This window comes from Anaerobutyricum hallii (assembly GCF_900209925.1).
GTDB classification, from domain to species: Bacteria; Bacillota; Clostridia; order Lachnospirales; family Lachnospiraceae; genus Anaerobutyricum; species Anaerobutyricum soehngenii.
The window spans coordinates 1,291,805-1,317,035 of sequence record NZ_LT907978.1 but is presented as its reverse complement, the minus strand read 5'-3'; the positions used below and the strand labels follow the sequence as shown (position 1 = coordinate 1,317,035).

Genomic DNA, 25,231 nt, shown 5'->3' with positions numbered 1-25,231 from the left:
AACGAAGATATTCTTTTATTTGCAGGTTATTTTATCTGATATCAAATTTATACTTTCCGATATCTTTTGTTTCTTTTTTGCTGACAAATACCCACTTTCCTTCATAATATGCAATCGTTACAATGGTATTGTATTCTAGTTTATCAAGAATCGGTACTGCCCAGCCTTGCGGGATCATTTCATATTCTTCCTGTGTTTTTATATCTGTCATTATATATATCTCATTATGCTTATGGGTATACTGTACATTTTTTAATACAACAGGAATTCTTGGATGTGGCTCATTCCAGGCTACTGTTTCATGGTTATATTCATCCTCGACCTGTGCCTGTATACTTTTTAAAGCTTCCTTACTCATGCTTCCATTATTACAATAAAGTATTGCTGTTTTGTTTTTCCCTGTAATAAGACTTACCAATGCTGCCGTATTACAGATTGCTCTTGCTTTCCCCCATCCTAGTTCTGTTTCATGATTTTCAGACTTTATTAATATGAATGGACTTTCTAACAGTTCGTCTTCTTTTAGGAAGATTGCTTCTCCTACTTTCATTTCGGAAAGGCAACGATACTTTCTGCGGTGATCTACATCTGATATCTTTACATTTCCTGTTTGTGTAAAGGATGTTTCCTCTTGTTTTATAGTAGCAGTATCTTTCTTTTCTTCTTCAATTATGGCAATTTCTTCCTCAACATTTTCTTCAGCGGCTTTTTGATACCATTCTTCCGCTTTTTCCATATCTTCCTCTACTCCGATACCATGCTCATAAAACTGTCCTAATTTATAAGCGGCATCCGGTCTGCCCTGTTCTGCTGCCAATGTATACCATCTTCTTGCCTTTTCCATATCTGCTTCTGTACCTTTACCCATCTCATAGCAGCGTCCCATATTATACTGTGCCTTTGCATAGCCTTGCAATGCAGCCTTTTCTCCCCAGTGAATCATTTCACCATAATCTTTCTCCACACCTTTCCCATAGCCATAAAAATGAGCAAGCAGGGCCTGGGCCGGCGCATATTCCTGCTCTGCTGACTGCACACAATACTCTACTGCCTTTTTCATATTCTGACTGGCACCTTTTCCGTTCGCATAGGCTCTCGCCAAATGATACTGTGCATCCATATCACCGGACTTTGCAAGCTTCTTCCATTCTTTGACCTGTTTGCTCTCAAAACTAAATAATCCCATATTCCGTCTCCCCCTATTACGGTGCATTGATTATACTTTAACAATGTTATTATAGCACAAAAAACAGAAAAAAGTTACATTTTCTTTAATATAATTCCTTTAATGTTAAATCCATACACAGATTTTTTATTCTTCTTCAATGTGAGAATTACTTTGCCAAGTGGCTGCATGCTATCTGTATAAGAGTCGTACATATTAACTTTAAAGACAACCTTCCACTTCTTCCCTTTCTTTGTCACAGACTTTAACTTATATACTGGTGACTCTTCTCCCCATTCTCCTACTGCTAATTTTACATAATTTGAATTACAACGCACCACTAATTCTTCCGGGACATCCGGCTCTGTCTTAAAAGGTAACGAGGCAATTCTCGCATTCGCACCAAAAAGTTCCTGCACTCTCTGTGAAAATGCAAAATTTGTAATACGGCTCTGTCCTTCTAAAATCTGTCTTCCTGCTGCAATATTCTGCTTTTCGAGAGAAGTAAGCTTTATCTTTTTTGATTCTCCGCTCTTCATACTGTAATTTAAACGAACACTGTAAAAAAGCTGTGTTGCTTCTAATATATTATTCATCGGTTTCTTATATTTTTCCGTCATATCTGTATTTTGAACATTCTTATTACTTTTTAAATCTGCAGAAGAGCTTTTTTTCGTCTTTGCGGCAAATCCTGTGGCAGGGAAAACAATAATCAAGATTAACACAAAAATAAAAAAGCTTCTAAAAAGCTTTGACATACTACATTTCATATCTTTCATCATCCTTTACTATCTATTGCATCTCTTTTTTATTACTTTTGCTATTTTATTCCTCTTCTGCAAAAAACTCAACCCAACGGCTTTCCTGATTTTTACTATTTACTTCCTGCTTATAAGATCTCTCTCTTTCATTTATTTCATCAAGATTTATTCAAGTCGAGCAGCCGTCACTCATCACCCGAAAGATGTTGTTCCCCTGTTAAATTAATTAAATTGTAAGAATATGAATTTTTTTTGTACTATTTTTCTTTTGATGAATACAATGCTGTCCCACAAAATGTATAGAGGGATTATGTGCCGCTTCTGTTAAACTCTCAAGATATTCTTCCCCGGTTACGAGGTATTCTTCTTCCTTTGCCATCTGTAAAGCAAGCATAGAGTTTGATAACTTACCACAAAGATGCACTACGCTGTTTTGTAGAAATCTCTCACTTTCTTTTAAAAGTAAAACTGCCGCTCTCCCACTACATTCTCTAAAATACTTTTCCCCGACCATATCTGCTGTTCCTACCGGTTCTGCTAAAGAAATTATATGGCAACCTGCATTGATGGCGGCTTCTAAATACTTTGCTTCCTCAAATGCGATTTTTTCTAATATACGATTTAAATGTTCTGTTTTTGTCTGCATCGATGCATATAGCTCCATCGGGTTAATGAGTGCCGATACTATAGAAAATGGCGCCTCTGCTTCAAGAATAACTGTTTCATTTTTTAACTGTTTTATAACCTCTATAACGGCTTTTATATGAGGATTTTTCATTAGTGTAAGCTGTTTCGGTTTTATTTCCTCTAAACTGGAAAATGGATACTCTCCTGTTGTCCAAAAGTTTTTTCTCTTTATAATACCGGCTCCAAGAACAGCTCCCTCTATATTCTGAACAAGCGGTACAACAATTTCTTTTCTGTTTTCTATCTGTTTCCATGTAAGTAAGACTCTTTTCATTGCCTCCGGCTTTGAAAGAATAGATAAATCTTCCTCCCAGATCTGTAAGGGCATCTTTCTTAAATCATTTCCACTGCATTTCCATGTTTGTTCCATATCTTTTTTCCTATAGCTGTTTCAATTACTGTATTTTACTTTTTTATAAAACGATTACCTGATTCTTCTGACATTCTTCTAAAAAATCTTCTGGCAATTTTCCATCGGAAATAATGAGATCCACATCTGAAATATCACATATTTTATAGGAACATTTTTTACCAACTTTAGATGAATCCATCAGAACAATCACCTGATCTGACTGATGCATTGCAGTAGATTTTATAAAGGATTCATACCTTTATGATATCACCGGCAAATTCATGTCCCATGATTGCCGGATGCTCTGCCACATCCTCATGAACACGTTTATGCTCTGTACCAAGAATAGCACATTTATAGGTAGACATACAGATACTATCTGAAATAACTTTTACAAGAATTTCATCATCTGTAATTTCCGGAAGTTCAAATTCCTCCAGACGAAGATCGTTAGCTCCATGAAGTCTTACACCTTTTGCTTTCATAAATAATTCTCCTTCCTATGATAACGAATAAATATAGTATTTTGCAATATATTTTTTATTTTTATTACATTGTATGCATTGCTACTTTTGAAATCAATTCACTGATTACTTCATACTCTGCAGCTTGTGTTCCACCGCACATTACATTTGCCGCCCCCGTTGCTGTAGAAAGACGAACGGTTTCTTCTAAACTCATTCCTTTTTCTTCTGAAAGTGCCAGTGCTGCAACAACACTGTCTCCTGCACCTACCGTACTTCCAACTGGTACTTTGTTAAAATAAAAAAATTTTTATTTTTCAAGAAATATACTTTTGAAACAACTATTTTAATACAAAAGAATACTCCATGTATTCCCGAAATCTTTTTTCAATATAAAATCAAAGAATGAGCATGCGTATTTTCGCAGAGTGTTTTTTCTTTATAAGAACGCAGTTTTCTTTCCTGTAAACAAAAAAAGACACTTCATGTGTCTTTTTACTAAAACAGCGCTACCAGGATTCGAACCTGGAAATGCTGGAATCAGAATCCAGTGCCTTACCATTTGGCGATAGCGCTATATTATGATATGTAATTAAACGTGGGCAAGAGGATTCGAACCCCCGACCTTTTGGTCCGTAGCCAAACGCTCTATCCAGCTGAGCTATGCCCACAAATTCTTTAAAGTATGCCGGCGATCGGAATCGAACCGATACGGGAGTATAAGTCCCGCAGGATTTTAAGTCCTGTGCGTCTGCCAGTTCCGCCACGCCGGCATATATGGGACCTACAGGACTTGAACCTGTGACCCTCTGCTTGTAAGGCAGATGCTCTCCCAGCTGAGCTAAGATCCCATGTAAGTAGCGGGAATAGGATTTGAACCTACGACACCGCGGGTATGAACCGCGTGCTCTAGCCAACTGAGCTATCCCGCCATATAAATATTTATAAAAATGGAACTACAAGGTGGGTAGAGGGATTCGAACCCTCGGCCTCCAGAGCCACAATCTGGCGCGCTAACCAACTGCGCCACACCCACCATATCAGAACCATCTGATAAACGTGCCTGGAGGGATTCGAACCCCCGACCCACGGCTTAGAAGGCCGTTGCTCTATCCAGCTGAGCTACAGACACAGAAGCGGGTGATGGGAATCGAACCCACGTATCTAGCTTGGAAGGCTAGTGTTCTACCATTGAACTACACCCGCAGATATCGGGGTGACAGGATTCGAACCTGCGGCCTCTTGATCCCAAATCAAGCGCTCTAGCCAAGCTGAGCCACACCCCGATAAAAGCACGAGACGGGATTCGAACCCGCGACCCTCGCCTTGGCAAGGCGATACTCCACCACTGAGCCACTCGTGCACATGATATGTACCTTCAAAACTACACACAAATCATCTTTTTTCTATTTCCAATCGCTTTTTAAGGTCAAGCTATCGACCGATTAGTAACAGTCAACTCCACACATCGCTGTGCTTCCATCTCTGCCCTATCTACCTCATCGTCTCTAAGGGGTCTCTCACTCTTTCGAGTCTGGATATCTCATCTTGAGGGGGGCTTCACGCTTAGATGCCTTCAGCGTTTATCCCTTCCCGTCTTGGCTACCCGGCCGTGCCATTGGCATGACAACCGGTCCACCAGCGGACGGTCCATCCCGGTCCTCTCGTACTAAGGACAGCTCCTCTCAGATATCCTGCGCCCGCGCCGGATAGGGACCGAACTGTCTCACGACGTTCTGAACCCAGCTCGCGTACCGCTTTAATGGGCGAACAGCCCAACCCTTGGAACCTGCTCCAGCTCCAGGATGCGATGAGCCGACATCGAGGTGCCAAACCACTCCGTCGATGTGAACTCTTGGGAGTGATAAGCCTGTTATCCCCAGGGTAGCTTTTATCCGTTGAGCGATGGCAATCCCACGTTATGCCACCGGATCACTAAGTCCTACTTTCGTACCTGCTCCACCCGTCGGTGTCGCAGTCAAGCCTCCTTCTGCCTTTGCACTCTCTGGATGGTTTCCAACCATCCTGAGGAGACCTTTGAGCGCCTCCGATACCCTTTCGGAGGCGACCGCCCCAGTCAAACTCCCCGCCTGACATTGTCCCCCGCCCGGGTCACGGGCGCAGGTTAGAAACCCAGTACTGCAGGGGTGGTATCCCAACACCGGCTCCCTTACGGCTGGCGCCATAAGTTCTTAGCCTCCCACCTATCCTGTACATGCAATACCGAATCCCAGTATCAGGCTGGAGTAAAGCTCCATGGGGTCTTTCCGTCCTGGCGCGGGTAACCAGCATCTTCACTGGTATTTCAATTTCACCGGGTGTGTTGTTGAGACAGTGCCCAAATCATTACGCCTTTCGTGCGGGTCGGAACTTACCCGACAAGGAATTTCGCTACCTTAGGACCGTTATAGTTACGGCCGCCGTTTACTGGGGCTTAAGTTCAAACCTTCGCTTGCGCTAAGCTCTCCCCTTAACCTTCCAGCACCGGGCAGGCGTCAGCCCATATACCTCACCTTCCGGTTTCGCATAGACCTGTGTTTTTGCTAAACAGTTGCTTGGGCCATTTCTCTGCGGCTGCTTGCGCAGCACTCCTTCTCCCGAAGTTACGGAGTCATTTTGCCGAGTTCCTTAACAACACTTCTCCCGCCGGCCTTAGGATCCTCTCCTCATCCACCTGTGTCGGTTTACGGTACGGGCCCTTGCTACACGATAGCGGCTTTTCTCGACAGGAAGGGGCCGCAGCTTCGCTACTTTGTTTCGCTCCGCATCACGCCTTCGTCTCATGCAGGACGGATTTTCCAATCCTGCGACTACTTCGCTTGCACCGGGCTTTCCATTCCCGGCTCTGCTTCCCTTCCCGTGTCCCCGCAGTTCTGATAACAAGGGGTGCAGGAATCTTTTACCTGCTGTCCATCGGATACGCATCTCTGCCTCTCCTTAGGCCCCGACTTACCCAGAGCAGATCAGCTTTACTCTGGAAACCTTGGATATTCGGCCGCAAGGATTCCCACCTTGCTCTCGCTACTCATTCCGGCATTCTCTCTTCTTAGCAGTCCACATCCCCTTCCGGTAATGCTTCCCTCCCCTAAGAATGCTCCTCTACCAACTCTTACGAGTTCCGCGGCTTCGGTGTGGTGTTTCAGCCCCGGACATTTTCGGCGCAGGACCTCTCGACCAGTGAGCTGTTACGCACTCTTTTAATGAATGGCTGCTTCTGAGCCAACATCCTGGTTGTCTTAGAGATCCCACATCCTTTTCCACTTAACACCCACTTTGGGACCTTAGCCGGCGGTCTGGGCTCTTTCCCTTTTGACTGTCCAACTTATCTCGTACAGTCTGACTCCCATACACCATCTGTCCGGCATTCGGAGTTTGATATTCTTTGGTAGGCTTTGACGCCCCCGCGGAAATTCAGTGCTCTACCTCCAGCAGACTTGTATGAGGCTAGCCCTAAAGCTATTTCGAGGAGAACCAGCTATCTCCGGGTTCGATTGGAATTTCTCCGCTATCCACACCTCATCCCCACCCTTTTCAACGGATGTGGGTTCGGTCCTCCATCGCCTTTTACGGCGGCTTCAACCTGGACATGGATAGGTCACCCGGTTTCGGGCCTGCACGTACTGACTAAACTCGCCCTATTAAGACTTGGTTTCCCTACGGCTCCGTACCTTAAGTACTTAACCTTGCCAGTACCCGCAGCTCGCCGGACCGTTCTACAAAAAGTACGCGGTCGTACCTAAGAAGTACTTCCACAGCTTGTAGACACAGGGTTTCAGGTTCTCTTTCACTCCCCTCCCGGGGTTCTTTTCACCTTTCCTTCACAGTACTATACGCTATCGGTCACTGAGTAGTATTTAGCCTTACGGAGTGGTCTCCGCTCGTTCCCACAGGGTTTCCCGTGTCCCGTGGTACTCTGGATCCTGCCAGGTCAGCTCTGACTTTGGATACGGGGCTCTCACCTTCTCCGGCCGGCTGTTCCAAAGCCGTTCTCCTGTCATTACTGAATCCCTTCTGCAGTCCGAACCCCGCGATGCACGCATCACGGTTTGGGCTCTTCCGCGTTCGCTCGCCGCTACTTACGGAATCGATGTTTCTTTCTCTTCCTCCGGGTACTTAGATGTTTCAGTTCCCCGGGTTCCCCTCCATAAGCTATGGATTCACTTATGGATGACTGTAGTCCATACAGCCGGGTTTCCCCATTCAGAGATCTCCGGATCAAAGGATATTTGCTCCTCCCCGAAGCTTATCGCAGCTTATCACGTCTTTCATCGGCTCTCAGTGCCAAGGCATCCGCCCTGCGCCCTTCTTCGCTTGACCTTTGTATGTCCATTTCCTAAGAAATGGCTGCCTCCTGTTCTTCCTAGCGTAGAGAACATTCGGCGTATGAGTTAAAACTCATGTTTTGTCTTTCGACTTGCTATTGGGAGAATTGATTTAGTCTCAATTCTTTCTTATCATAGAAATCTGATGTCGCTTTTCTTTTAAAGAAAAACTTCTCTGTGTGCAGTTTTCAAGGTACATCTTCCACTTCCGTATTGCCACACCTGCTTGGTTCCCTCAAAATCAACTAAAAGATTTTTTAAGGAACCGGGCAGCCACCTGCTCTCCCATGCCGTCTCCAGCATAGTACCATCGGCCGCTCAGGTCTTAACCATCGTGTTCGGGATGGGAACGGGTGTGTCCCCTGAGCGCATCGCCACCCGGAAGGGTTAGCTATCATTATGTCCGCCATGCCTGTCTCGAGTCCGCTGATGCTTCCTCTCGATGAAGGGCATTCACCCTATATCCACTCCTGCTTCCGAGCCGCCTTCCATGTAAACATGGGGCATCTCTCCTGCAGTCGTATCTGCATGGCTCACTTGATAACCAAATAACAAAACAACTCTCTACTTGTCTTCCTTAGAAAGGAGGTGATCCAGCCGCACCTTCCGATACGGCTACCTTGTTACGACTTCACCCCAGTTACCGGCTCCACCTTCGACAGCTCCCTCCATATGGTTGGGTCACTGGCTTCGGGCATTTCCGACTCCCATGGTGTGACGGGCGGTGTGTACAAGACCCGGGAACGTATTCACCGCGACATTCTGATTCGCGATTACTAGCGATTCCAGCTTCGTGTAGTCGGGTTGCAGACTACAGTCCGAACTGGGACGGCCTTTTTGTGGTTTGCTCCCCCTCGCAGGTTTGCCTCACTTTGTGACCGCCATTGTAGCACGTGTGTCGCCCAGATCATAAGGGGCATGATGATTTGACGTCGTCCCCACCTTCCTCCAGGTTATCCCTGGCAGTCTCTCCAGAGTGCCCAGCCTTACCTGCTGGCTACTGAAGATAGGGGTTGCGCTCGTTGCGGGACTTAACCCAACATCTCACGACACGAGCTGACGACAACCATGCACCACCTGTCTCTTCTGTCCCGAAGGAAGACTCCCATTACGGAGTGGTCAGAAGGATGTCAAGACCTGGTAAGGTTCTTCGCGTTGCTTCGAATTAAACCACATGCTCCACCGCTTGTGCGGGTCCCCGTCAATTCCTTTGAGTTTCATTCTTGCGAACGTACTCCCCAGGTGGAATACTTACTGCGTTTGCGACGGCACCGAAGCCTATACGGCCCCGACACCTAGTATTCATCGTTTACGGCGTGGACTACCAGGGTATCTAATCCTGTTTGCTCCCCACGCTTTCGTGCCTCAGTGTCAGTAACAGTCCAGCAGGCCGCCTTCGCCACTGGTGTTCCTCCTAATATCTACGCATTTCACCGCTACACTAGGAATTCCGCCTGCCTCTCCTGTACTCTAGCTATGCAGTTTCAAATGCAGCTCCGGGGTTGAGCCCCGGCCTTTCACATCTGACTTGCACTGCCACCTACGCACCCTTTACACCCAGTAAATCCGGATAACGCTTGCTCCATACGTATTACCGCGGCTGCTGGCACGTATTTAGCCGGAGCTTCTTAGTCAGGTACCGTCATTATCTTCCCTGCTGATAGAGCTTTACATACCGAAATACTTCTTCACTCACGCGGCGTTGCTGCATCAGGGTTTCCCCCATTGTGCAATATTCCCCACTGCTGCCTCCCGTAGGAGTTTGGACCGTGTCTCAGTTCCAATGTGGCCGTTCATCCTCTCAGACCGGCTACTGATCGTCGCCTTGGTAGGCCGTTACCCTGCCAACCAGCTAATCAGACGCGGGCCCATCCTGTACCACCGGAGTTTTTCACACAAGAGGATGTCCTCTCGTGCGCTTATGCGGTATTAGCAGCCGTTTCCAACTGTTATCCCCCTGTACAGGGCAGGTTACCCACGCGTTACTCACCCGTCCGCCACTCAGTCACCGATCAATCATCCGAAGAATCTTAAAAGGTGCTTCGTTCGACTTGCATGTGTTAGGCACGCCGCCAGCGTTCATCCTGAGCCAGGATCAAACTCTCAAATAAAGTGTTTAAGATGTCAGATCGAGGTCCAGAACCACTGGTTCTTTTCCTGTCTTTACTGTTTATTTAGGTTTTGAACTTTCGTTCTGTTCCATGGACTTTCCTGCAGACATCACTCTCAGGAAAACCCGAATGAAATTTTGAATCGACGTTCAAGGTTGTTTTGTTATTCAGTTATCAAGGTTTTGTGTTTTCTTTCGAAAACGCTTAATTATATTATCACATCTCCAAGTTCTTGTCAAGAACTTTTTTAAAAACTTTTTCTTCTTTTTAAGAAGCCCGTTCTCTCTATCAAATGTGAACTTTTATATTCTATCACACAACCTTTAATCTGTCAAGAAGTTTTTTAACTTTCTTTTAAGATTCTTTCCATTTTCCTAAGAAAAATGGGTTTCTCATGTGCAACGGATATCATAATATCACAACAGTATATATGAGTCAAGCTTTTTTTGAATAAATTTTATTTTTCTTAAAAAACGTTGTATACTGTACTTTTTTTGTATTTTTCTTTCCCGATGCGCTCTCTCTTTTTGATATATTGTTATTTTTTTATCATGATGGTTTTGTTTTTCAAAATTGATACCCCAGCTCTTCTATCGTTACAAAGCAAAAATCCCAGCAGGCTGTAATGCCCGCCGGGATTGAATTTTAAATATTGTGACAAGATGGATAACTTTTTTTGCAATTTACTAAAAGAATTCTACGGGCGCAACGCTTTAACGTTTTTTTCAAATTCCTGTTCTGTATCAACAAATTGATATGGAGCGTATTCTCCATAAGCTGTTGGCCTGCTAATCGTAACAAGTTGTACTCCTTTATAACCTACCGCTCTATTCAATTTTCGTTTTAGTTCTACAAGATGCTTACCATGTGTTGTCTTAAAAGCAAGACAACCATGAGATTCCCTATCTTTCGCAATCAGATAACACATTTTTTAATGTCTCCTCAAAATCATTTTTTGAACGTATGAATCCTTTTTCATACTTGTCTCACATAATCTTACCTATTTCAATTGGATATTCTTTCTTATACAAAATTAAACCTTTAGAATCTTCTCTGAAGTTTTCGCAAGAACCTTTTTGTTTTTTTAAACAAAAAAATAGGGATAACTTAATATCCCTATCTATCATGCAATATTGCCTTTTTAAAACCGCTTCACAGCTTATTGTTCGTCAACAATTAGTCAACAGAAACGATTTCTTTTTTATTGTAAGATCCGCATGCTTTGCATACTCTATGTGGCATAGTTAATGCACCACACTTGCTACATTTTACTAATGTAGGAGCAGTCATCTTCCAGTTTGCTCTACGGCGGTCTCTTCTTCCTTTAGAAGATTTATTCTTTGGACAAATTGACATGGTCACACCTCCTCTTGTAATTACTTCTTTTTGTGACGTTCGGATATATTTCTTATGCAGTATTCAATACTTTAATATCTAACGATTAAAGTCGCGGAAGATATCCTGAATAGCCGCCATCCGCGGGTCCAGACTCTCCTTATGACAATCACAACTGTGATAGTTTAAGTTGGTACCGCAGACGCTGCACAATCCTTTACAATCTTCCTTACAAAGAACTTTGGTAGGGAGTGCAACCACAATCTCATCTATAATGAGCTTGTCTACATCCAACATATATCCGTCTATGAAACTAAGTTCATCCACGTCTTCAATGCCATCTGACTCTGTATTGGGATTAACACTGCGATCAATCGTGATATGGAATGTATTCTCCACATCCTCCAAACATCGATCACATGGTATTATCAATCGAATCGTCGTCTCACCTGTAACATGAAGTTTATCCTCGACCTTGGAGACAGTCAAAAGAAAAGGCTCCTTATAGGATACCCGATAACTGCTTCTGCGAAGCTTAAGCTTCTCAAAATCAGGTTCAACTTTAAAATTCTTGATAACAGATGGATTAGATAAGATTTCCGATATATTTATCTTCATAATATCGCAACCTCTCTTTTCTCATACTCTTGGTATTATACACATTTACTTTTTCTTTGTCAAGAAATATTTTCACATATTCCGCATATATTTTAGCATAACAACATTTCGGAGAAATGCGTTGAAAAAACTCTGCTTTCGCTTTGTTCAAATGCTCTGTTTTCTCTTCTTTATAGCGATGCTGGCACAATATTCTCTTGTATCAAGTTATGCAAAAGACGGGATTTCTGTCTGGGCTTCTAATGTGCTTCCTCTGCTTCTGCCTTTTATTATCTTATCGAAATTCTGGATTCGATACAAAATACCGGAATTATTTTTCCGACAGGCACAAAAAATCTTTTCTGACAGTACCGGTATTGCCATATCCCTGCCTGTTTTCCTGCTTGGTTTATGTTCCGGATTCCCAATTGGGGCAATCTTTATCTCTTATTACTACCAGAATAAAACTTTAAGCAAAAAGCAAGCGGAATGTCTGCTCCCGCTTGCTTCTTTTCTAAACCCTATGTTTATAATGGGGTATCTCCGCTCACAGATCAACCTGCAGGGGCGGGCATGGCTTTGTTACTTTTTGTCACTCTATCTTCCTGTTTTTCTATGTTATGTGGGGATGCAGTGTTTTGACAGGTATCAAAATAATCACAGAAAAAAACAAACGATTCAAACCTTAGCAAAAAACAGCCTCTCACCAAGGAAGTGTTTTGGCTCTAAAAAAGCTTCTTTGTCTGATGATGTCTGGCTTCCTTCGATAGAAATTATCAGCATTATCGGTATTTACATAATGATCTTTTCGATTCTTTCTGGAATGCTTATGAGTCTTTCTCTGTTTCGTACGCCTATCTGTACTTTTCTTTTAGCTAATCTTGAAATCACGACAGGAATCCACCTTTTAGCTGTAAGTGACATATATTCTTTAAAAGCAATGTATGTCCTCAGTGCAATGGCCGCCTCTTTTGGAGGGCTATGTACTATGGCGCAGGTACAGACAGTGATCGCAGATACCGATCTGTCTTTGAAAAAATATGTAGCAATAAAAATAGTAACTGCTCTTTCTTCCGGCCTGCTATGTTCTATTCTGATCTGATACTATTTTATTACAGATTCCGCTAAACCACACAGGATAACCTGCTTGTGATCTTATTCTTCTGCCGGTTCTTCTTTCTTTTCAAAGTCTTCTTTTCGTCTTCCTGTACGTATACCGGCATTTAACTGCATATCGATTTCCTGTTTATCGGCAACGATCTGCTTATGTCCTTCTTTTAACTTTTCAAGTACAGAATTAAAGTACTCTTTTTCCTCTTTAATGATCGTACTGTACATATACTCCAGACCTTCTAACATATTCTGTGTATACTTTAAGGCTCCTGTCTGCACTTCTCTTGCTGCCTCTCTTGCTCTGCCGTTTAATTCATCGGCTTCTTTCTGTGCTTCTGATACGATGGAGTCCGCCCGCATATTTGCCATGGAAACGATTTCCTGATCATCAATCATCACACCGGCTTCTTTTGCCGCATCCTGCATGATTCGCTGTGCTTTTGCTCTTGCATCTGCAATAATGCTGTCCTTTGTCTTAACGATGCGCTTACTCTCTGCGATTTCCTTTGGCAGACGCATTCTCACTTCTTCAAGCATTGCGATCAGCTCTTCACGATTCACCTTGATCATATTTCCGCTACTTAACACACCTGCTGTTTTACAATTATCTATGTATATTTCAATTTCTTCAAGTAACTTTGCGCTATCCATATCCGCCATTCTAATATCCTCCCATAACTATGCTTTATGCACCTGATATCACGATAGGTCCACCTTAATATCAAAATACCAATACATTAAACCTGTTTAAACTTCTCATACACTCTCTTGCTGACCTCTTCCGGAACAAACTGTGTAATATCACCACCGAAAGCTGCCAGTTCTCTTATCATACTCGAACTGACAAAAGAATATTCTGCACTGGTAGCAAAAAACATGGTTTCTATATTTGCTTTTAACTGCTTGTTCGTCTGTGCCATCATTAGTTCATACTCAAAGTCTGATACTGCCCGGATTCCTCTGACAATAACATCTGCTTTCATTCTATCACTAAAATCTATCAGAAGTCCATTAAAAGATAAGATCTCCACATTCGGAATATCTCTTGTTACTTCTTTTATCAGATCAACCCTCTCTTCTATAGAAAATAAAGGCTGCTTTGACTTATTAATTAACACTCCGATAATTACTTTATCAAAAACTGCTGCTGTACGCTTTATAATGTCTAAATGTCCCAGGGTGATCGGATCAAAACTTCCTGGGTAAACTGCTGTTGCCATAACTTTATCTGTCCTCTTCTTTTATTCTTTCTTTTATTATTTCTTTTCGTGTTTCCTTCGATTCTCTTTCTTATTTTTTCTGAAGAAAAATATGTTTATTCGTCTTATAAATCTTTTCTCTCGTAATCCAAAAACCGGTATCCATTACCCATGAAAAATCTGTATCCAGATCTGACTCAATGATAATGGTGGTATCTTCATCACAAAGTGAAGAATCATCAAGGTAAAGTACTGCTTCTTTTTCTAAAAGCTTCCCATAGGGAGGGTCCATAAATATATAGTCAAATGTCTGCTTTTCATCATCTAATAAGCGCAGTGCTGTCATAACATCTTTAGACATCACAACCGCCTTATCGCTAAGATGTGTATGCGTAAGATTCTCTTTAATACAAGCTACAGCTTTTTTGTTCTGTTCCACAAAAACCGCCTGCTTAGCTCCTCTGCTCAATGCTTCTATTCCAATCCCGCCACTTCCGCTAAATAAATCAAGAAACCGACTGTCTTCCACATAAAAAGACAGCATATTAAATAAAGTTTCTTTGATTCGATCTGTTGTCGGCCGAGTGCCCATTCCTTCAATCGTCTTTAACTTTAAATGGCGTGCTGAACCTGCGATAACTCTCATAATATCTTCTGTCCATCCTTTTTCTTGTTATAATTGTATTTATTGTATAATATCTTCTGTCCTTTTTCAAGGGCATTCAAGTCGAGCAGTCACTCACCACCTGAAAGAGGTGGGAGTCTTCTCGACTGAGGTAAACCTTTTCACTCATACCAAGCGATGGGTATTTTATGCTTAATTACCTAATTTTTTCCGGACTTTCTTGATTTCCTTTTTCGTAAGTCCCGCTGCCATAAGATAAACTTTAAAAGAACCATAATGTTCTAGAATATGATCATATGCATTTTCAATCCATTCCGGTCTGGAAAACTCAAGTTCTTCAAGTCCATCATCAAGACGAAGCTTTACATTTTCTTTCAGATAGGTATGTGTCACTTCATAATTTGCAATAATATCTTCTTTTGATACTCCGGCAAGTCCCATAAGAATCATTGCAAGTACTCCGGTTCTGTCTTTTCCCGCCTGACAATGAAATAAAATACATCCGTCCAGGTTATCTAAAATAAAATGAAAAATCCTGCAGATCATTTCTTTATATTCTACCAGCTTTATATAAAAAACTCCGGGGTCGAATCCTTTTTCCTTTACTGCCCTTAAATCCAGTACATCCTCTGTGATCAATGGGCAATTCATATAGTTTACTGCCTCATTCCCCCGAAATGGATTTGGGTAAATAAGCGCCTCTTCTCTGCTTCGTAAGTCAATAATTGCTGACAGGCCATATTCTATCAGAAATGTTTTATCTTCTTCCGTAATATCTGTAAGATTCTCACTGCGAAGAAATTGATGGTGGTTTGTAACCGATCCTTTTTTTGTCGCATAGCCTCCCAGCTCCCTTACATTATATGCATTTTCCATTGGAAGACAGGCATAATTTAAATTTGGATTTCTTTTCATAAGTATAATTCCTCCCCCATTCTTTTATCTACTCTCGGAGTCTTTCCCTCCCTTGCTTTTGTGGCTGATTTTCAAGTTTAAATATTCTTTGCAAAATTCAAATTTTTCTCCAGCGAGTATTGGTGTAGTTTCTGAAAATTATAGCCTTCTTTTTTCAGATAATCTACCGATTCCGATGCCATTTTTAAAATATCTGCATTGGAATAAATGTCTCCTAGAGCAAAGTTCATCGTTCCGCTTTGCTTGACACCAAAAAATTCTCCGGGACCACGAAGTTTTAAATCCTCGTTAGCAATTTCAAACCCATCATTTGAATGGCCGATAATCGAAAGTCTTTCCATTGCCTCTTCTTTTTCTGAACCAGAAATAAATACGCAGTATGACTGTGCTTTTCCTCTTCCTACCCGCCCACGAAGCTGATGGAGCTGTGCAAGGCCAAAGCGCTCTGCATTCTCGATCACCATCACCGTTGCATTCGGAACGTCAACCCCTACCTCTACTACGGTAGTTGAAACCAATACCTGAATTTCATTTTTCGAGAAACGTTCCATAATCTCATTCTTTTCCGCTGATCGCATATGACCGTTTAGAGCGGCAACCGTAATGGAAGGAGGTAGTGCCTGCGAAAGCATACGTGCATACTCTTCCACATTTTCAAGGTCCATTTTTTCACTTTCTTCAATCATAGGACAAATGACATAGGCCTGATGCCCAAGTGCCACTTGTTTTCTGATAAATTCCCATGCCGCCGGTCGATAGGATGTTCCCACGACAGAATTTTTAATTGGCAGCCTTGATGCCGGCATTTCGTTCATAATACTAACATCTAAATCCCGATATAGAATAATTCCCAAAGTACGCGGGATCGGCGTTGCGCTCATGACAAGAACATGCGGATCTCTTCCCTTTTTCATAAATGCATCTCTTTGCTTGACACCAAAACGGTGCTGTTCATCTGTGACAATGAATGCAAGATTATCAAATAGTACATCGTCCTGAATCACTGCGTGTGTTCCAATTAAAATCTGAATCTCACCGGAAGCACATTTTTCTTTTATTTCTCTTTTTTCTCTGCCTTTTGTAGAACCAGTAAGCAGCGCAATAGAAATCCCAAGCGGTGACAAAAGATTCCTAAAGTTCTGATAATGCTGCTGTGCCAGTACTTCTGTCGGAGCCATCAGCGCCGCCTGATAACCGGAAAGTACTGCTGCATACATTGCCGTCATAGCCACGATTGTCTTTCCAGAACCAACATCTCCCTGTAAAAGACGGTTCATTGCCATCGTTCCGGAAAAATCCTGACGTATTTCACTCAATACTTTTTTCTGTGCTCCGGTGAGCGGATATGGCAGGCTTTCTATAAATCTTTTCACCGGTTCTTCCATAGGGATAATATAATGATTGAGTGCTTGCTCTTCCCTGTCTTTTACAAGTTCTAACGCACTGAAAAAGCGAAAGAATTCATCAAAAATAATTCTTTTCTTCGCTTCCATCAGATGTTCTGTTCCTGTAGGAAAATGGACTTCTTTCAGCGCCTTATCTACCGGTTCAAGATCATAATACTTCCGAACAGACTCTGGAAGATATTCTTCCTCTCTGTACATTTCAAATGCTGCTGCTTGTGCTTTTTGCACTGTCTTATTGGAAAGCCCAGTTGTAAGCGGATATATCGGTTGAAATGTTTCCATTAGCTGTATATATTTTTCTTTTTTACAATATTCCGGCTGCTCAAACATAAGGCGACCGTCCTTGTAGATTGGAGTCCCTGTAAAAATCCACCGTTCTCCCTGCTTTAATGTATTTCGCAGATAGGGCATATTAAACCATCGTACAAAAAGCTGTCCGCTGACATCGGCAATAAGCCCTGTACAAAGTTTTAATTTACGCACTGTTTTCAAATGAATCGGGGAAGAGATTTCCGCCTCAACAGAACATCTTTGTCCTGTCTTTATATCAGATATCGCGATCGGCTCAGGATACGTTGTATAACAGCGCGGATAATGATGCACTAACTGATCCACTGTCTCAATCTCAAGTCTTGCAAGCAGTTTTTCTGTCTTTTCTCCAATCCCTTTTATTTCTCTTACGGGTATTCCCATCCCGGCTCCTCCTTATCAAATTCATGTACTCTCGGATTCAAGAATTTCTTTTTTTAATGAAAAAGCAGGAAAGTCAAATAGCAAAATTCATCCATCTGCATTTGTAACCTTCCTGCTTTCTTACTTATTCAAAAACAACAGCGATTCCATGTCTTATTCACGAAATCGCTGTTGTAATGCTATGCTTATTCTACAGAAATCATATAATAATAAATCGGCTGACCGCCAAAGTTTACTTCTACTTCACATTCCGGGAACTTTTCTTCGATTTCATCAGAAAGTGCGTCTGCATCCTGCTTAGATACATCTGCTCCATAATAAAGACAGATCAGCTCTGAATCTTCATCCACCATAGTGGAAAGTAAGTCAATCGTTGTTTCCATCAGATCCTTTCCTACGGCTGCGATTCCGCCATCATTAATTCCCATGATGTCGCCATTATGAATCTCTTTTCCATCAATTGATGTGTCTCTTACAGCATAAGTAACCTGACCGCTTGCTATATCCTGGTAAGCATCTTTCATGTTCTCTGCATTCTCATCAACAGATGCCTCCGGCATATATCCGATCATCGCTGAAATTCCCTGAGGAATGGTCTTTGTAGGAAGAACAACAATCTTCTTATCTTCTGTTAAATCTCTTGCCTGCTCTGCTGCAAGGATAATATTCTTATTATTTGGAAGAATAAAAATATTCTTTGCATTCACCTGATCGATTGCATTCAGCATATCTTCTGTACTAGGGTTCATAGTCTGTCCACCTTCAATAAGGTAATCCACACCAAGACCTTTGAAGATATCTGTAAGGCCTTCCCCAGCAGAAACTGCGATAAATCCTACTTCTTTTGCAGGCTGTGCCTTTGCAGCTTCCTGTGCGGTAAGCTTTTCTTCTTCCGCTTCCTGCTGTCTCTGGCGGGCCGCCTCATTCTCAGCATCTTTAATCAGCTTCTCCTGATGTTCCAGACGCATATTATCAATCTTCATATTAGAAAGAGCACCAAATGTTAATGCCTTTTCAAATGCCTGACCCGGATGATTTGTGTGTACATGCACTTTACAGATCTCTTCATCTGCAACTAATACTAAAGAATCACCGATAGAAAGGAAAAACTTCTTCAGTCCCTTCTCGTCTTCCTTTGTAAGTGGCTTATCTAATAAAATGATAAATTCTGTACAGTAACCAAACTTGATATCTGCTGTGGAAATATCTGCCTTTGGTGCGCTAATAACTGCAGAGGACATAGACGCTGCTTCTGCCGGAACTTCAATCTCTGTCACCTTACCGGTAAGTGCATCTACAATTCCCTGTAACACTTCCATAAGGCCCTGTCCACCGGAGTCTACTACGCCCGCTTCTTTTAATACAGGAAGCATATCCGGCGTTTTCGAAAGGACTTCGTAACCGTATGCTACGATTGCCTCGCAGAATTCGATCACATCCATATCTTCATCCACTAATTCTTCTGCCTTATCTGCCATTCCTTTTGCAACAGTAAGAATCGTTCCTTCTTTTGGCTTCATAACTGCCTTGTACGCTGTCTCTACCGCTCTTGTAAATCCTGCTGTAATCTCATCTTTCCCAAGAGAATCCGCCTTGGAAACTGCCTTGGTAAAGCCACGAAACAGCTGGGAAAGAATTACACCGGAGTTACCACGTGCCCCACGAAGAGAACCATTACTGATTGCTTTACAGATCGTAGCCATTGTCGGTTCTTCAACTGCTCCAACTTCTTTGGCAGCCGCTAAAATTGTCAGTGACATATTCGTTCCGGTATCTCCATCCGGAACCGGAAATACATTCAGTTCATTAATATAATCTTTTCGTGAATTGATGCGGTTTGCACCAGCTAAAAACAACTTCTGAAAAGACTTTGCGTCTATGGTGTGACTGTTCACAACATTTCCTCCTTATTTACCTGTTTTATCTATTATTCTTATATTAATTCTTTTATTCTTAGTATTTATTCTTTTACAAAATTTTACAAAAAGAAAATTCAACGCAGATTCCTACTTAATCTACAATACGAACTCCCTCTACATAAATATTGATCTTCTCTACACTCATACCGGTAAACTTCTCAACACGATACTTTACATTCTGGATTAAATTCTCTGTAACTGTAGCAATAGAGACACCGTATACTACAATAATATGAAAATCTATATAAATCTTATTATCATTCACCTTAATATGAACACCTTTGCTTACATTATCTCTCTTTAAGAGCTGGGCAAAACCATCCTTTACATTAACGGATGCCATTCCAACAATACCAAAACATTCTAATGCATTAATTCCGGCGTAAGTTGCAATAACCTCTTCATCTATAATAACCTGACCTAAATCGGTGTGCATTTGTCCTTTCATATACTATCCCTCCGTTTATTATCGTTTTATATAGTATAACCTCTTTTCGGTGAAATTGGAACCACAAATTTTAAGTCGAGCAGCCGCGAGACTTGGCGCGTGATTCTGATCAGCATAAGCTGACATATTCTTTACAGAATCACTGCGCATCCCCGCGGAGCGTTTATCTCCCATTCCGTATCTTAATTTTGCATCTTAACTTTGTATTATATAAGATGAAACAAAACTGCTGCATACTCATATAGTATTATAAGGAACATAAGGGGGAGTTTTATGAAAAAATTATGCGGGTTCGCTCTTTTTTGTTTTTCCTTCGGTCTGTTCCTAAGCTGCTTTCTCACCGGTTTCGCAGTAAAATTTATTCTTCTGGTTATCAGTACCCTGTTAGGATATCTGCTGTTCTGTGAGCATGTCTGACAAATGTACTCTCGAAGCCTTCACTGCTCTTGCTTTTATGAGAAGATTCCGAGAGTACATATAAAGAAAAAAGAGGGAATCACTGATTCCCCCTTAACTCATATCTGCATACATTCCTGTAAGGACAAAGATTAGAGTCTTCTTTCATCCTCAGTGACAGTAAAACTACGCACGTTCTACTTTACCTGATCTTAAACAAGAAGTACAAACATACATTTTCTTAGAAGCTCCGTTCACTTTCACTCTTACAGACTTAATGTTGGATTTCCACATTTTGTTTGATCTTCTATGTGAATGACTCACTTTGATACCGAAATGAGCACCTTTGTCACAAATAGCGCATCTTGCCATGATAGCACCTCCTCGCGAATATACTTAAGTCTGACAGACTTACAACGAGTCTATACTATCAGAAATCAAAACAAATTGCAAGGAAAACTTTTAAAAATCTTTACTTTTTTTCGGAATCAATAACATCTACTACGGAACTCTCCGCCTGTGCTGCCTTATTGACAGCCGCTTCCACTTCCGGATCTACTTTATTCTCCGCCGTATCGCCTTTAATAATGGAAACCACTTTATTCACAGCATCCGGCACCATATCAAGCACCTTTGTTATCGCATCCTGGTCTCGGATATTCACAAGCTTTGTCTGTCCGTTATGGATAACTAAAATAGCACTAGGGGACATCTTACCACCAATTCCTCCGCCTGCGCTGTTTCCTTTTTCTTTATTAAAAGCTCCTGCGCCCATTCCAAAGGAAATGTCTACAAGTGGAAGGATAATGGTATCTCCAATCACCTGTGGTTCTCCTACAACGGTCTTTGATGATAATACATGATCCATTCCACCAAATAAAGAATTCACTGTTGTATCAAAATTCTGCTTATCCATAGTATACCCTCCTGTTTAATCTAAAATCATACGTTTAATCATTATTCTCACACTTTTTTCTCTTAATATAGAAACAACCAGAACAAGTATATATCCCAGTCGAATTCTTCCCTTTCCTTCACACTGCGCCGCAAACACCTTGCGTTCAAAATCCGGATATAAAGAAAAACTCTCTCCATATTTTGGATAAAACACAGCAGCTATTCCGGTCACATATCCTGTATCTGCCGGATCAGAAAATCCAAAAGTAATCGTTCCCCGGAGTTTCTGTGGAAGAACATGCTTAAAGAAACGGATCACAATATCCTTTCCAAGCTCCAGCCACTCTCTCCATGGAAATTGATCTAAATTAGACTTTGCATCTTTTAAACTTTTTATTCTCGCTTTCCCTTTTTTAAAAAAGGAACCCTTTCTTTTTGATGATTTGTCTGTCTTTTCTTTTACCTGTTTTTCTGTTGATAATTCCTTATTGGAAGCCGCATCCTTTACGCTCTCCCCACTGTAACTTCCTTCTGACTCTTTTTCTTTCAGGAGATCTTCTTCCGGTTTTTCTGTTGCAGAGACTTTCTCTTCCGATATTGTAACAGGCAGTTCTTTTTCTTTCTTCTGTGATTCCTCCTTCCTGTTCTCTTTTTCTTTTCTACGTTTTTCCTGCGCTTTTTCTGCCTTTTTCTTTTGCCTTTCAAGAAATTCCTTTTGATTTCCGGCAATCTGATGCCCCAGTATTCTTATTCGATAATCAAATGCCTTCTCTATGTAGCTGGCCTTAAAATAAAAAAGCCAGCACAGCCAGGTAACTCTTACCGAAAACTCTGGCGAAACCTGCTCTTCTTTTTCTAACTTAAAAGAATACCGAAGAGGTGCCAGCAGCACGAGCAGTAAAACTCCGACAAGCAACAGGAGCAGTATCCCAAGTATTTTCAATAATATAAATAATACATGCAGCACATTTTCCCTCCTGTTTTAAAACTTCTCCAGATATTCCTTCATCTCGTAGATACAATCATTATTATACCCTGTCTGCACAAGTTTTAACACAATCTCGTACGCTTCTTTTATAGAACCTGCTATTCCCAATAATCGTAGATTGTTATTTTGATAAAACTTCTGCCGCATCTCTCTTGACGAAAGAACATACATGATCGTATCTCCACTACAGGAAGTAGTGATTCCATACCAGAGTCCTTTCTTCCATATAAAAGGATGGCGGACTCCCCGCAAGATACTTTTCGCATCATGGGAAATCGTCTCACCGATTATGATGTTTTCCGATATAGTCACCATAAGACCGCCTCCTGTCACTTTTTATTTTACATGAGTATGTGTAAATAAATGCTCATTACAATACTCATAATTCCCATTACACTTTGAACAATAACGAAATTCTAAATTAGGGTCATCAAGTTCTGTCTTCCCACATACGGCACATTTATGACGATATGGCTTATTTAATACCGCGGAAGATGCTTTACGATATGCCCGCTTTCTTTGAATCTCTTTTGGCGAAACTCTTTTATAATTCCTTGAAGAAATGTAGAACAAAAGAAAGTTTAGTAAACTGACTACGATTGCAACTTTAGATCCTATATTGCCAGTCATAAAATTATATGCTAGGAGTGCAACATCCACCCATGCCAGCCACTTTACTTTAACCGGCACAATTCCATAAAGGTATACCCGCATCTCCGGAAAAATCGTTGCATATGCTAAAAACATCGACAGATTCAAATAGAATGTATCCATAAAGATCATCGTAGACGGATAAATAAAATATACAACAAAGGATGCTGCAATTGTTGCGATCACTCCGAGGAAAATATACATATTAAAACGGAATGCTCCCCACACCTGCACCAGTGATTCCCCTATGGAGTAATAAAACATTAATACAAATATAATAAAAATAATATTGGCATTCGGTGGTACAATGAGGAAACCAAGCAGTCTCCAAACCTGTCCATGAAGTATCATATACGGGTTCAATGCAACATAATAGTAATAAGAACCCTTTGTCATAATATTAAGCACCGCTCCTATCGCATAAAGCATCACAATATACAGCGGCAGATTACGTATCGCATATCTTCCAAATTTACGTTCCAGCTTGTCTAGCCAGTTCATAGCACGCCTCCTTTAATATTTTTTATGATATAAACATCAGCAGCCGGAAATTCCGGCTGCATCCTGTTTATTTAAAATGTTTGTTTTTTGCAATGATCGCCCCGGCAGCTAAAGTCATCAATAAAGAGATTCCCACAACAATCCAGAAACCATATGGGTTGTTTGCAAAAGGAATTCCGCTGACGTTCATGCCAAGCGCACTTGTAACGATTGTCGGCACTGTAAGTACGATCGTGATAACAGATAAAAACTTCATCGCAATATTTAAGTTATTAGATATAACAGAAGCGAAGGCATCCATTGTTCCACTTAAAATATCACTGTAAATTTTTGCCATCTCTATTGCCTGTTTATTTTCAATGATAACATCTTCCAGCAATTCTTCGTCATCTTCATAGCGTGGAATCGATGTGTTACGCATCAGCTTCTCAAGAACAACTTCATTACCTCGTAAAGATGTTGTAAAATACACAAGGCTCTTTTCAAGATCAAGCATCTCTATCAATTCCTGATTTCTCTGAGAAATATGAAGCTTCTTCTCCACTTCATCGCTTTTCTTGTCAATAATCTTCAGATACTGCAGAAACATCGTTGCATTACGATAAAGCATCTGATAAATAAAACGAGTTCTTTTAAACGTATAAAAATCCTTCACTCTTCCATCCATAAATACGGTCAATACCGGTGAATCTACAAGACAGACGGTGAATATATACTTATCGGTAAAGATAATTCCAAATGGTATCGTATAAAAATATTCCCTGCCTTTACGCTCTTCTATCGTCGGAATATCCAGGATAATTAATGTATAATTCTCCTCCACCTGTATACGGGAACGTTCCTCTTCATCCAAGGGGCTTTTTAAGTCGTCAACATCAATGTTGAACTGGTCTGCTATCGTAGTTAATTCTTCTGACGTAGGGTTGGTAAGAGCTATCCAGCATCCTTCTTCTGCCACTGCAACCTTGCGAATCCCTGAATCGGTCGTTTTAAAAATTCTTATCATGAGACTTCCCTCTTTCAACAGTTTATAAGATTCCAGCCGGTGCTTCTTTATCTTGGTCTTAATCTTAGTCTTAATCTTATACTTTTCACCTTGTCAAAACGAAAGAAAGAGCCCGTTTCGCGGACTCTTACAGGACTGAAACCGTTTGATTTTATTATAAGAAATATCTAATACTTTGTCAAACGCATTTCTGTTATTTTTCCTCTTTTTTACCCGGTATCAAAAGAATCGTTCCAGCGGGTACAATAAGGTTATATAAAATCCGGTTTACTTTTGCCAGTTCTTCAAAACTCATCGAAACATTTTTCAGAATACCTCCTAAGGTATCTCCTTCTTTTACTACATACGGCCGGAAGTCTACTTTTCCCTGTCCCCTGCAATCTGGCACGCAGATTTCTTCGCCAGGCTGTAAATTATATATATCTACAAAAGGATTCAGATCAAGCAGCGTTCGTACCCGGCAATGGTATTTCTGTGCAATAGAATAGAGCGTATCTCCTTTTTTTACCGCATATACCGGACCGGGACATTTTCTCTTGTCACATATGTTTACATACACTTTTTCGCTCATAAATGCTCTTCCTTTTTACTTCCTCAATTATAAAATATGATGCTGTTACAAAAGATGTTCCCGCCATACCCAAATAGGTACGCTCGGAATCTTTTTTCAAAATTTGTTG

The 25,231-nt window shown here is 41.3% G+C and carries 22 protein-coding genes, 10 tRNA genes, 3 rRNA genes and 2 pseudogenes; 1 reads left to right on the top strand and 36 read right to left on the bottom strand.

The genetic code is table 11. From position 1 onward, the window contains the following. Window positions 1–31 precede the first annotated feature (31 nt). From EHLA_RS06090 to EHLA_RS05985, 22 genes and pseudogenes are all read right to left on the bottom strand, one after another. The gene (locus EHLA_RS06090) at window positions 32–1,186 is read right to left on the bottom strand and encodes a tetratricopeptide repeat protein (RefSeq protein ID WP_162290854.1); all 1,155 of its coding nucleotides are present in this window, start codon (window positions 1,184–1,186) and stop codon (window positions 32–34) included. 74 nt (window positions 1,187–1,260) lie between these two features. Beyond that, window positions 1,261–1,935 carry a hypothetical protein gene (locus tag EHLA_RS06085; protein ID WP_123864845.1) on the bottom strand — a complete coding sequence of 225 codons (675 nt, stop codon included), beginning with the start codon at window positions 1,933–1,935 and terminating at the stop codon, window positions 1,261–1,263. Between the two features lie 217 nt (window positions 1,936–2,152). Then, window positions 2,153–2,983 carry a uroporphyrinogen decarboxylase family protein gene (locus EHLA_RS06080; RefSeq protein WP_096239760.1) on the bottom strand — a complete coding sequence of 277 codons (831 nt, stop codon included), beginning with the start codon at window positions 2,981–2,983 and terminating at the stop codon, window positions 2,153–2,155. A gap of 43 nt (window positions 2,984–3,026) precedes the next feature. After that, entirely contained in the window at window positions 3,027–3,209 is a 183-nt protein-coding gene (locus EHLA_RS06075; RefSeq protein ID WP_278277473.1) for a hypothetical protein, read from the bottom strand. A 10-nt stretch (window positions 3,210–3,219) separates the two neighbouring features. Further along, window positions 3,220–3,450 (bottom strand): annotated as a pseudogene (locus EHLA_RS06070) (alcohol dehydrogenase catalytic domain-containing protein); the annotation flags it as partial. A gap of 64 nt (window positions 3,451–3,514) precedes the next feature. Further along, window positions 3,515–3,712 (bottom strand): annotated as a pseudogene (locus tag EHLA_RS06065) (PfkB family carbohydrate kinase); the annotation flags it as partial. A 221-nt stretch (window positions 3,713–3,933) separates the two neighbouring features. Then, window positions 3,934–4,005 (bottom strand) — tRNA-Gln (locus EHLA_RS06060). 21 nt (window positions 4,006–4,026) lie between these two features. Further along, window positions 4,027–4,100: transfer RNA gene (locus tag EHLA_RS06055), tRNA-Arg, on the bottom strand. Between the two features lie 15 nt (window positions 4,101–4,115). Further along, a tRNA-Leu gene (locus tag EHLA_RS06050) sits at window positions 4,116–4,202 on the bottom strand. Window positions 4,203–4,207: 5 nt separating this feature from the next. Beyond that, window positions 4,208–4,280 (bottom strand) — tRNA-Val (locus tag EHLA_RS06045). Between the two features lie 7 nt (window positions 4,281–4,287). Next, a tRNA-Met gene (locus EHLA_RS06040) sits at window positions 4,288–4,361 on the bottom strand. A gap of 30 nt (window positions 4,362–4,391) precedes the next feature. Further along, window positions 4,392–4,465 (bottom strand) — tRNA-His (locus EHLA_RS06035). 22 nt (window positions 4,466–4,487) lie between these two features. Then, window positions 4,488–4,561: transfer RNA gene (locus EHLA_RS06030), tRNA-Arg, on the bottom strand. Window positions 4,562–4,564: 3 nt separating this feature from the next. After that, window positions 4,565–4,635: transfer RNA gene (locus EHLA_RS06025), tRNA-Gly, on the bottom strand. A gap of 5 nt (window positions 4,636–4,640) precedes the next feature. Next, window positions 4,641–4,715, bottom strand: a tRNA-Pro gene (locus EHLA_RS06020). A 5-nt stretch (window positions 4,716–4,720) separates the two neighbouring features. Next, window positions 4,721–4,792 (bottom strand) — tRNA-Gly (locus tag EHLA_RS06015). Between the two features lie 62 nt (window positions 4,793–4,854). Further along, window positions 4,855–7,746 (bottom strand): 23S ribosomal RNA (locus EHLA_RS06010). Window positions 7,747–8,015: 269 nt separating this feature from the next. Then, window positions 8,016–8,133 (bottom strand): 5S ribosomal RNA (gene rrf, locus EHLA_RS06005). 199 nt (window positions 8,134–8,332) lie between these two features. Continuing rightward, window positions 8,333–9,862: ribosomal RNA gene (locus EHLA_RS06000) — 16S ribosomal RNA — on the bottom strand. The 16S, 23S and 5S rRNA genes sit together here with 10 tRNA genes alongside, the layout of an rRNA operon. 697 nt (window positions 9,863–10,559) lie before the next feature. Then, entirely contained in the window at window positions 10,560–10,790 is a 231-nt protein-coding gene (locus EHLA_RS05995; protein WP_096239755.1) for a DUF6718 family protein, read from the bottom strand. Window positions 10,791–11,038: 248 nt separating this feature from the next. Next, window positions 11,039–11,218 carry a 50S ribosomal protein L32 gene (gene rpmF / locus EHLA_RS05990; RefSeq protein ID WP_096239753.1) on the bottom strand — a complete coding sequence of 60 codons (180 nt, stop codon included), beginning with the start codon at window positions 11,216–11,218 and terminating at the stop codon, window positions 11,039–11,041. A gap of 78 nt (window positions 11,219–11,296) precedes the next feature. Next, window positions 11,297–11,815 (bottom strand): YceD family protein, encoded by a 519-nt coding sequence (locus EHLA_RS05985; protein ID WP_021907342.1) that lies wholly within the window; start codon window positions 11,813–11,815, stop codon window positions 11,297–11,299. Between the two features lie 121 nt (window positions 11,816–11,936). Between EHLA_RS05985 and EHLA_RS16065 the strand changes: the two genes are divergently transcribed. Continuing rightward, window positions 11,937–12,896 carry a hypothetical protein gene (locus EHLA_RS16065; RefSeq protein WP_123864844.1) on the top strand — a complete coding sequence of 320 codons (960 nt, stop codon included), beginning with the start codon at window positions 11,937–11,939 and terminating at the stop codon, window positions 12,894–12,896. A 53-nt stretch (window positions 12,897–12,949) separates the two neighbouring features. On the opposite strand, the gene EHLA_RS05970 is transcribed toward EHLA_RS16065, so the two are convergent. The 14 genes from EHLA_RS05970 to EHLA_RS05905 form a co-directional block, all read right to left on the bottom strand. Continuing rightward, window positions 12,950–13,567: a hypothetical protein gene (locus EHLA_RS05970; protein WP_096239747.1), complete on the bottom strand. Its 618-nt coding sequence runs from the start codon at window positions 13,565–13,567 to the stop codon at window positions 12,950–12,952. Window positions 13,568–13,644: 77 nt separating this feature from the next. Further along, window positions 13,645–14,127 carry a pantetheine-phosphate adenylyltransferase gene (gene coaD / locus EHLA_RS05965; RefSeq protein WP_096239745.1) on the bottom strand — a complete coding sequence of 161 codons (483 nt, stop codon included), beginning with the start codon at window positions 14,125–14,127 and terminating at the stop codon, window positions 13,645–13,647. A 70-nt stretch (window positions 14,128–14,197) separates the two neighbouring features. Continuing rightward, window positions 14,198–14,752, bottom strand: a complete 555-nt coding sequence (rsmD, locus tag EHLA_RS05960) for a 16S rRNA (guanine(966)-N(2))-methyltransferase RsmD (RefSeq protein ID WP_096239743.1) — start codon at window positions 14,750–14,752, stop codon at window positions 14,198–14,200. 171 nt (window positions 14,753–14,923) lie between these two features. Then, window positions 14,924–15,646, bottom strand: coding sequence for a tyrosine-protein phosphatase (locus tag EHLA_RS05955; RefSeq protein WP_096239741.1), 723 nt, complete (start codon window positions 15,644–15,646; stop codon window positions 14,924–14,926). Between the two features lie 77 nt (window positions 15,647–15,723). After that, on the bottom strand, window positions 15,724–17,745 hold the full coding sequence (gene recG / locus EHLA_RS05950; RefSeq protein ID WP_096239739.1) for an ATP-dependent DNA helicase RecG: 2,022 nt from the start codon (window positions 17,743–17,745) through the stop codon (window positions 15,724–15,726). 185 nt (window positions 17,746–17,930) lie between these two features. Next, window positions 17,931–19,640 (bottom strand): DAK2 domain-containing protein, encoded by a 1,710-nt coding sequence (locus tag EHLA_RS05945; RefSeq protein ID WP_096239737.1) that lies wholly within the window; start codon window positions 19,638–19,640, stop codon window positions 17,931–17,933. Between the two features lie 115 nt (window positions 19,641–19,755). After that, the gene (locus EHLA_RS05940) at window positions 19,756–20,112 is read right to left on the bottom strand and encodes an Asp23/Gls24 family envelope stress response protein (protein ID WP_021907350.1); all 357 of its coding nucleotides are present in this window, start codon (window positions 20,110–20,112) and stop codon (window positions 19,756–19,758) included. 582 nt (window positions 20,113–20,694) lie between these two features. Beyond that, on the bottom strand, window positions 20,695–20,880 hold the full coding sequence (gene rpmB, locus EHLA_RS05935; RefSeq protein ID WP_021907351.1) for a 50S ribosomal protein L28: 186 nt from the start codon (window positions 20,878–20,880) through the stop codon (window positions 20,695–20,697). A 100-nt stretch (window positions 20,881–20,980) separates the two neighbouring features. Next, window positions 20,981–21,424, bottom strand: a complete 444-nt coding sequence (locus tag EHLA_RS05930; RefSeq protein ID WP_021907352.1) for a GerW family sporulation protein — start codon at window positions 21,422–21,424, stop codon at window positions 20,981–20,983. A gap of 15 nt (window positions 21,425–21,439) precedes the next feature. After that, window positions 21,440–22,372 (bottom strand): DUF2953 domain-containing protein, encoded by a 933-nt coding sequence (locus EHLA_RS05925; RefSeq protein WP_096239735.1) that lies wholly within the window; start codon window positions 22,370–22,372, stop codon window positions 21,440–21,442. Between the two features lie 15 nt (window positions 22,373–22,387). Next, complete coding sequence (locus tag EHLA_RS05920) at window positions 22,388–22,708, bottom strand: hypothetical protein (protein ID WP_021907354.1); 321 nt, start codon at window positions 22,706–22,708, stop codon at window positions 22,388–22,390. Between the two features lie 21 nt (window positions 22,709–22,729). Continuing rightward, window positions 22,730–23,545 (bottom strand): hypothetical protein, encoded by an 816-nt coding sequence (locus tag EHLA_RS05915; RefSeq protein ID WP_096239733.1) that lies wholly within the window; start codon window positions 23,543–23,545, stop codon window positions 22,730–22,732. Window positions 23,546–23,612: 67 nt separating this feature from the next. After that, on the bottom strand, window positions 23,613–24,551 hold the full coding sequence (locus EHLA_RS05910) for a magnesium transporter CorA family protein (protein WP_096239730.1): 939 nt from the start codon (window positions 24,549–24,551) through the stop codon (window positions 23,613–23,615). Between the two features lie 193 nt (window positions 24,552–24,744). Beyond that, window positions 24,745–25,122, bottom strand: a complete 378-nt coding sequence (locus tag EHLA_RS05905; RefSeq protein ID WP_021907357.1) for a LysM peptidoglycan-binding domain-containing protein — start codon at window positions 25,120–25,122, stop codon at window positions 24,745–24,747. Between the last annotated feature and the right edge of the window lie 109 nt (window positions 25,123–25,231).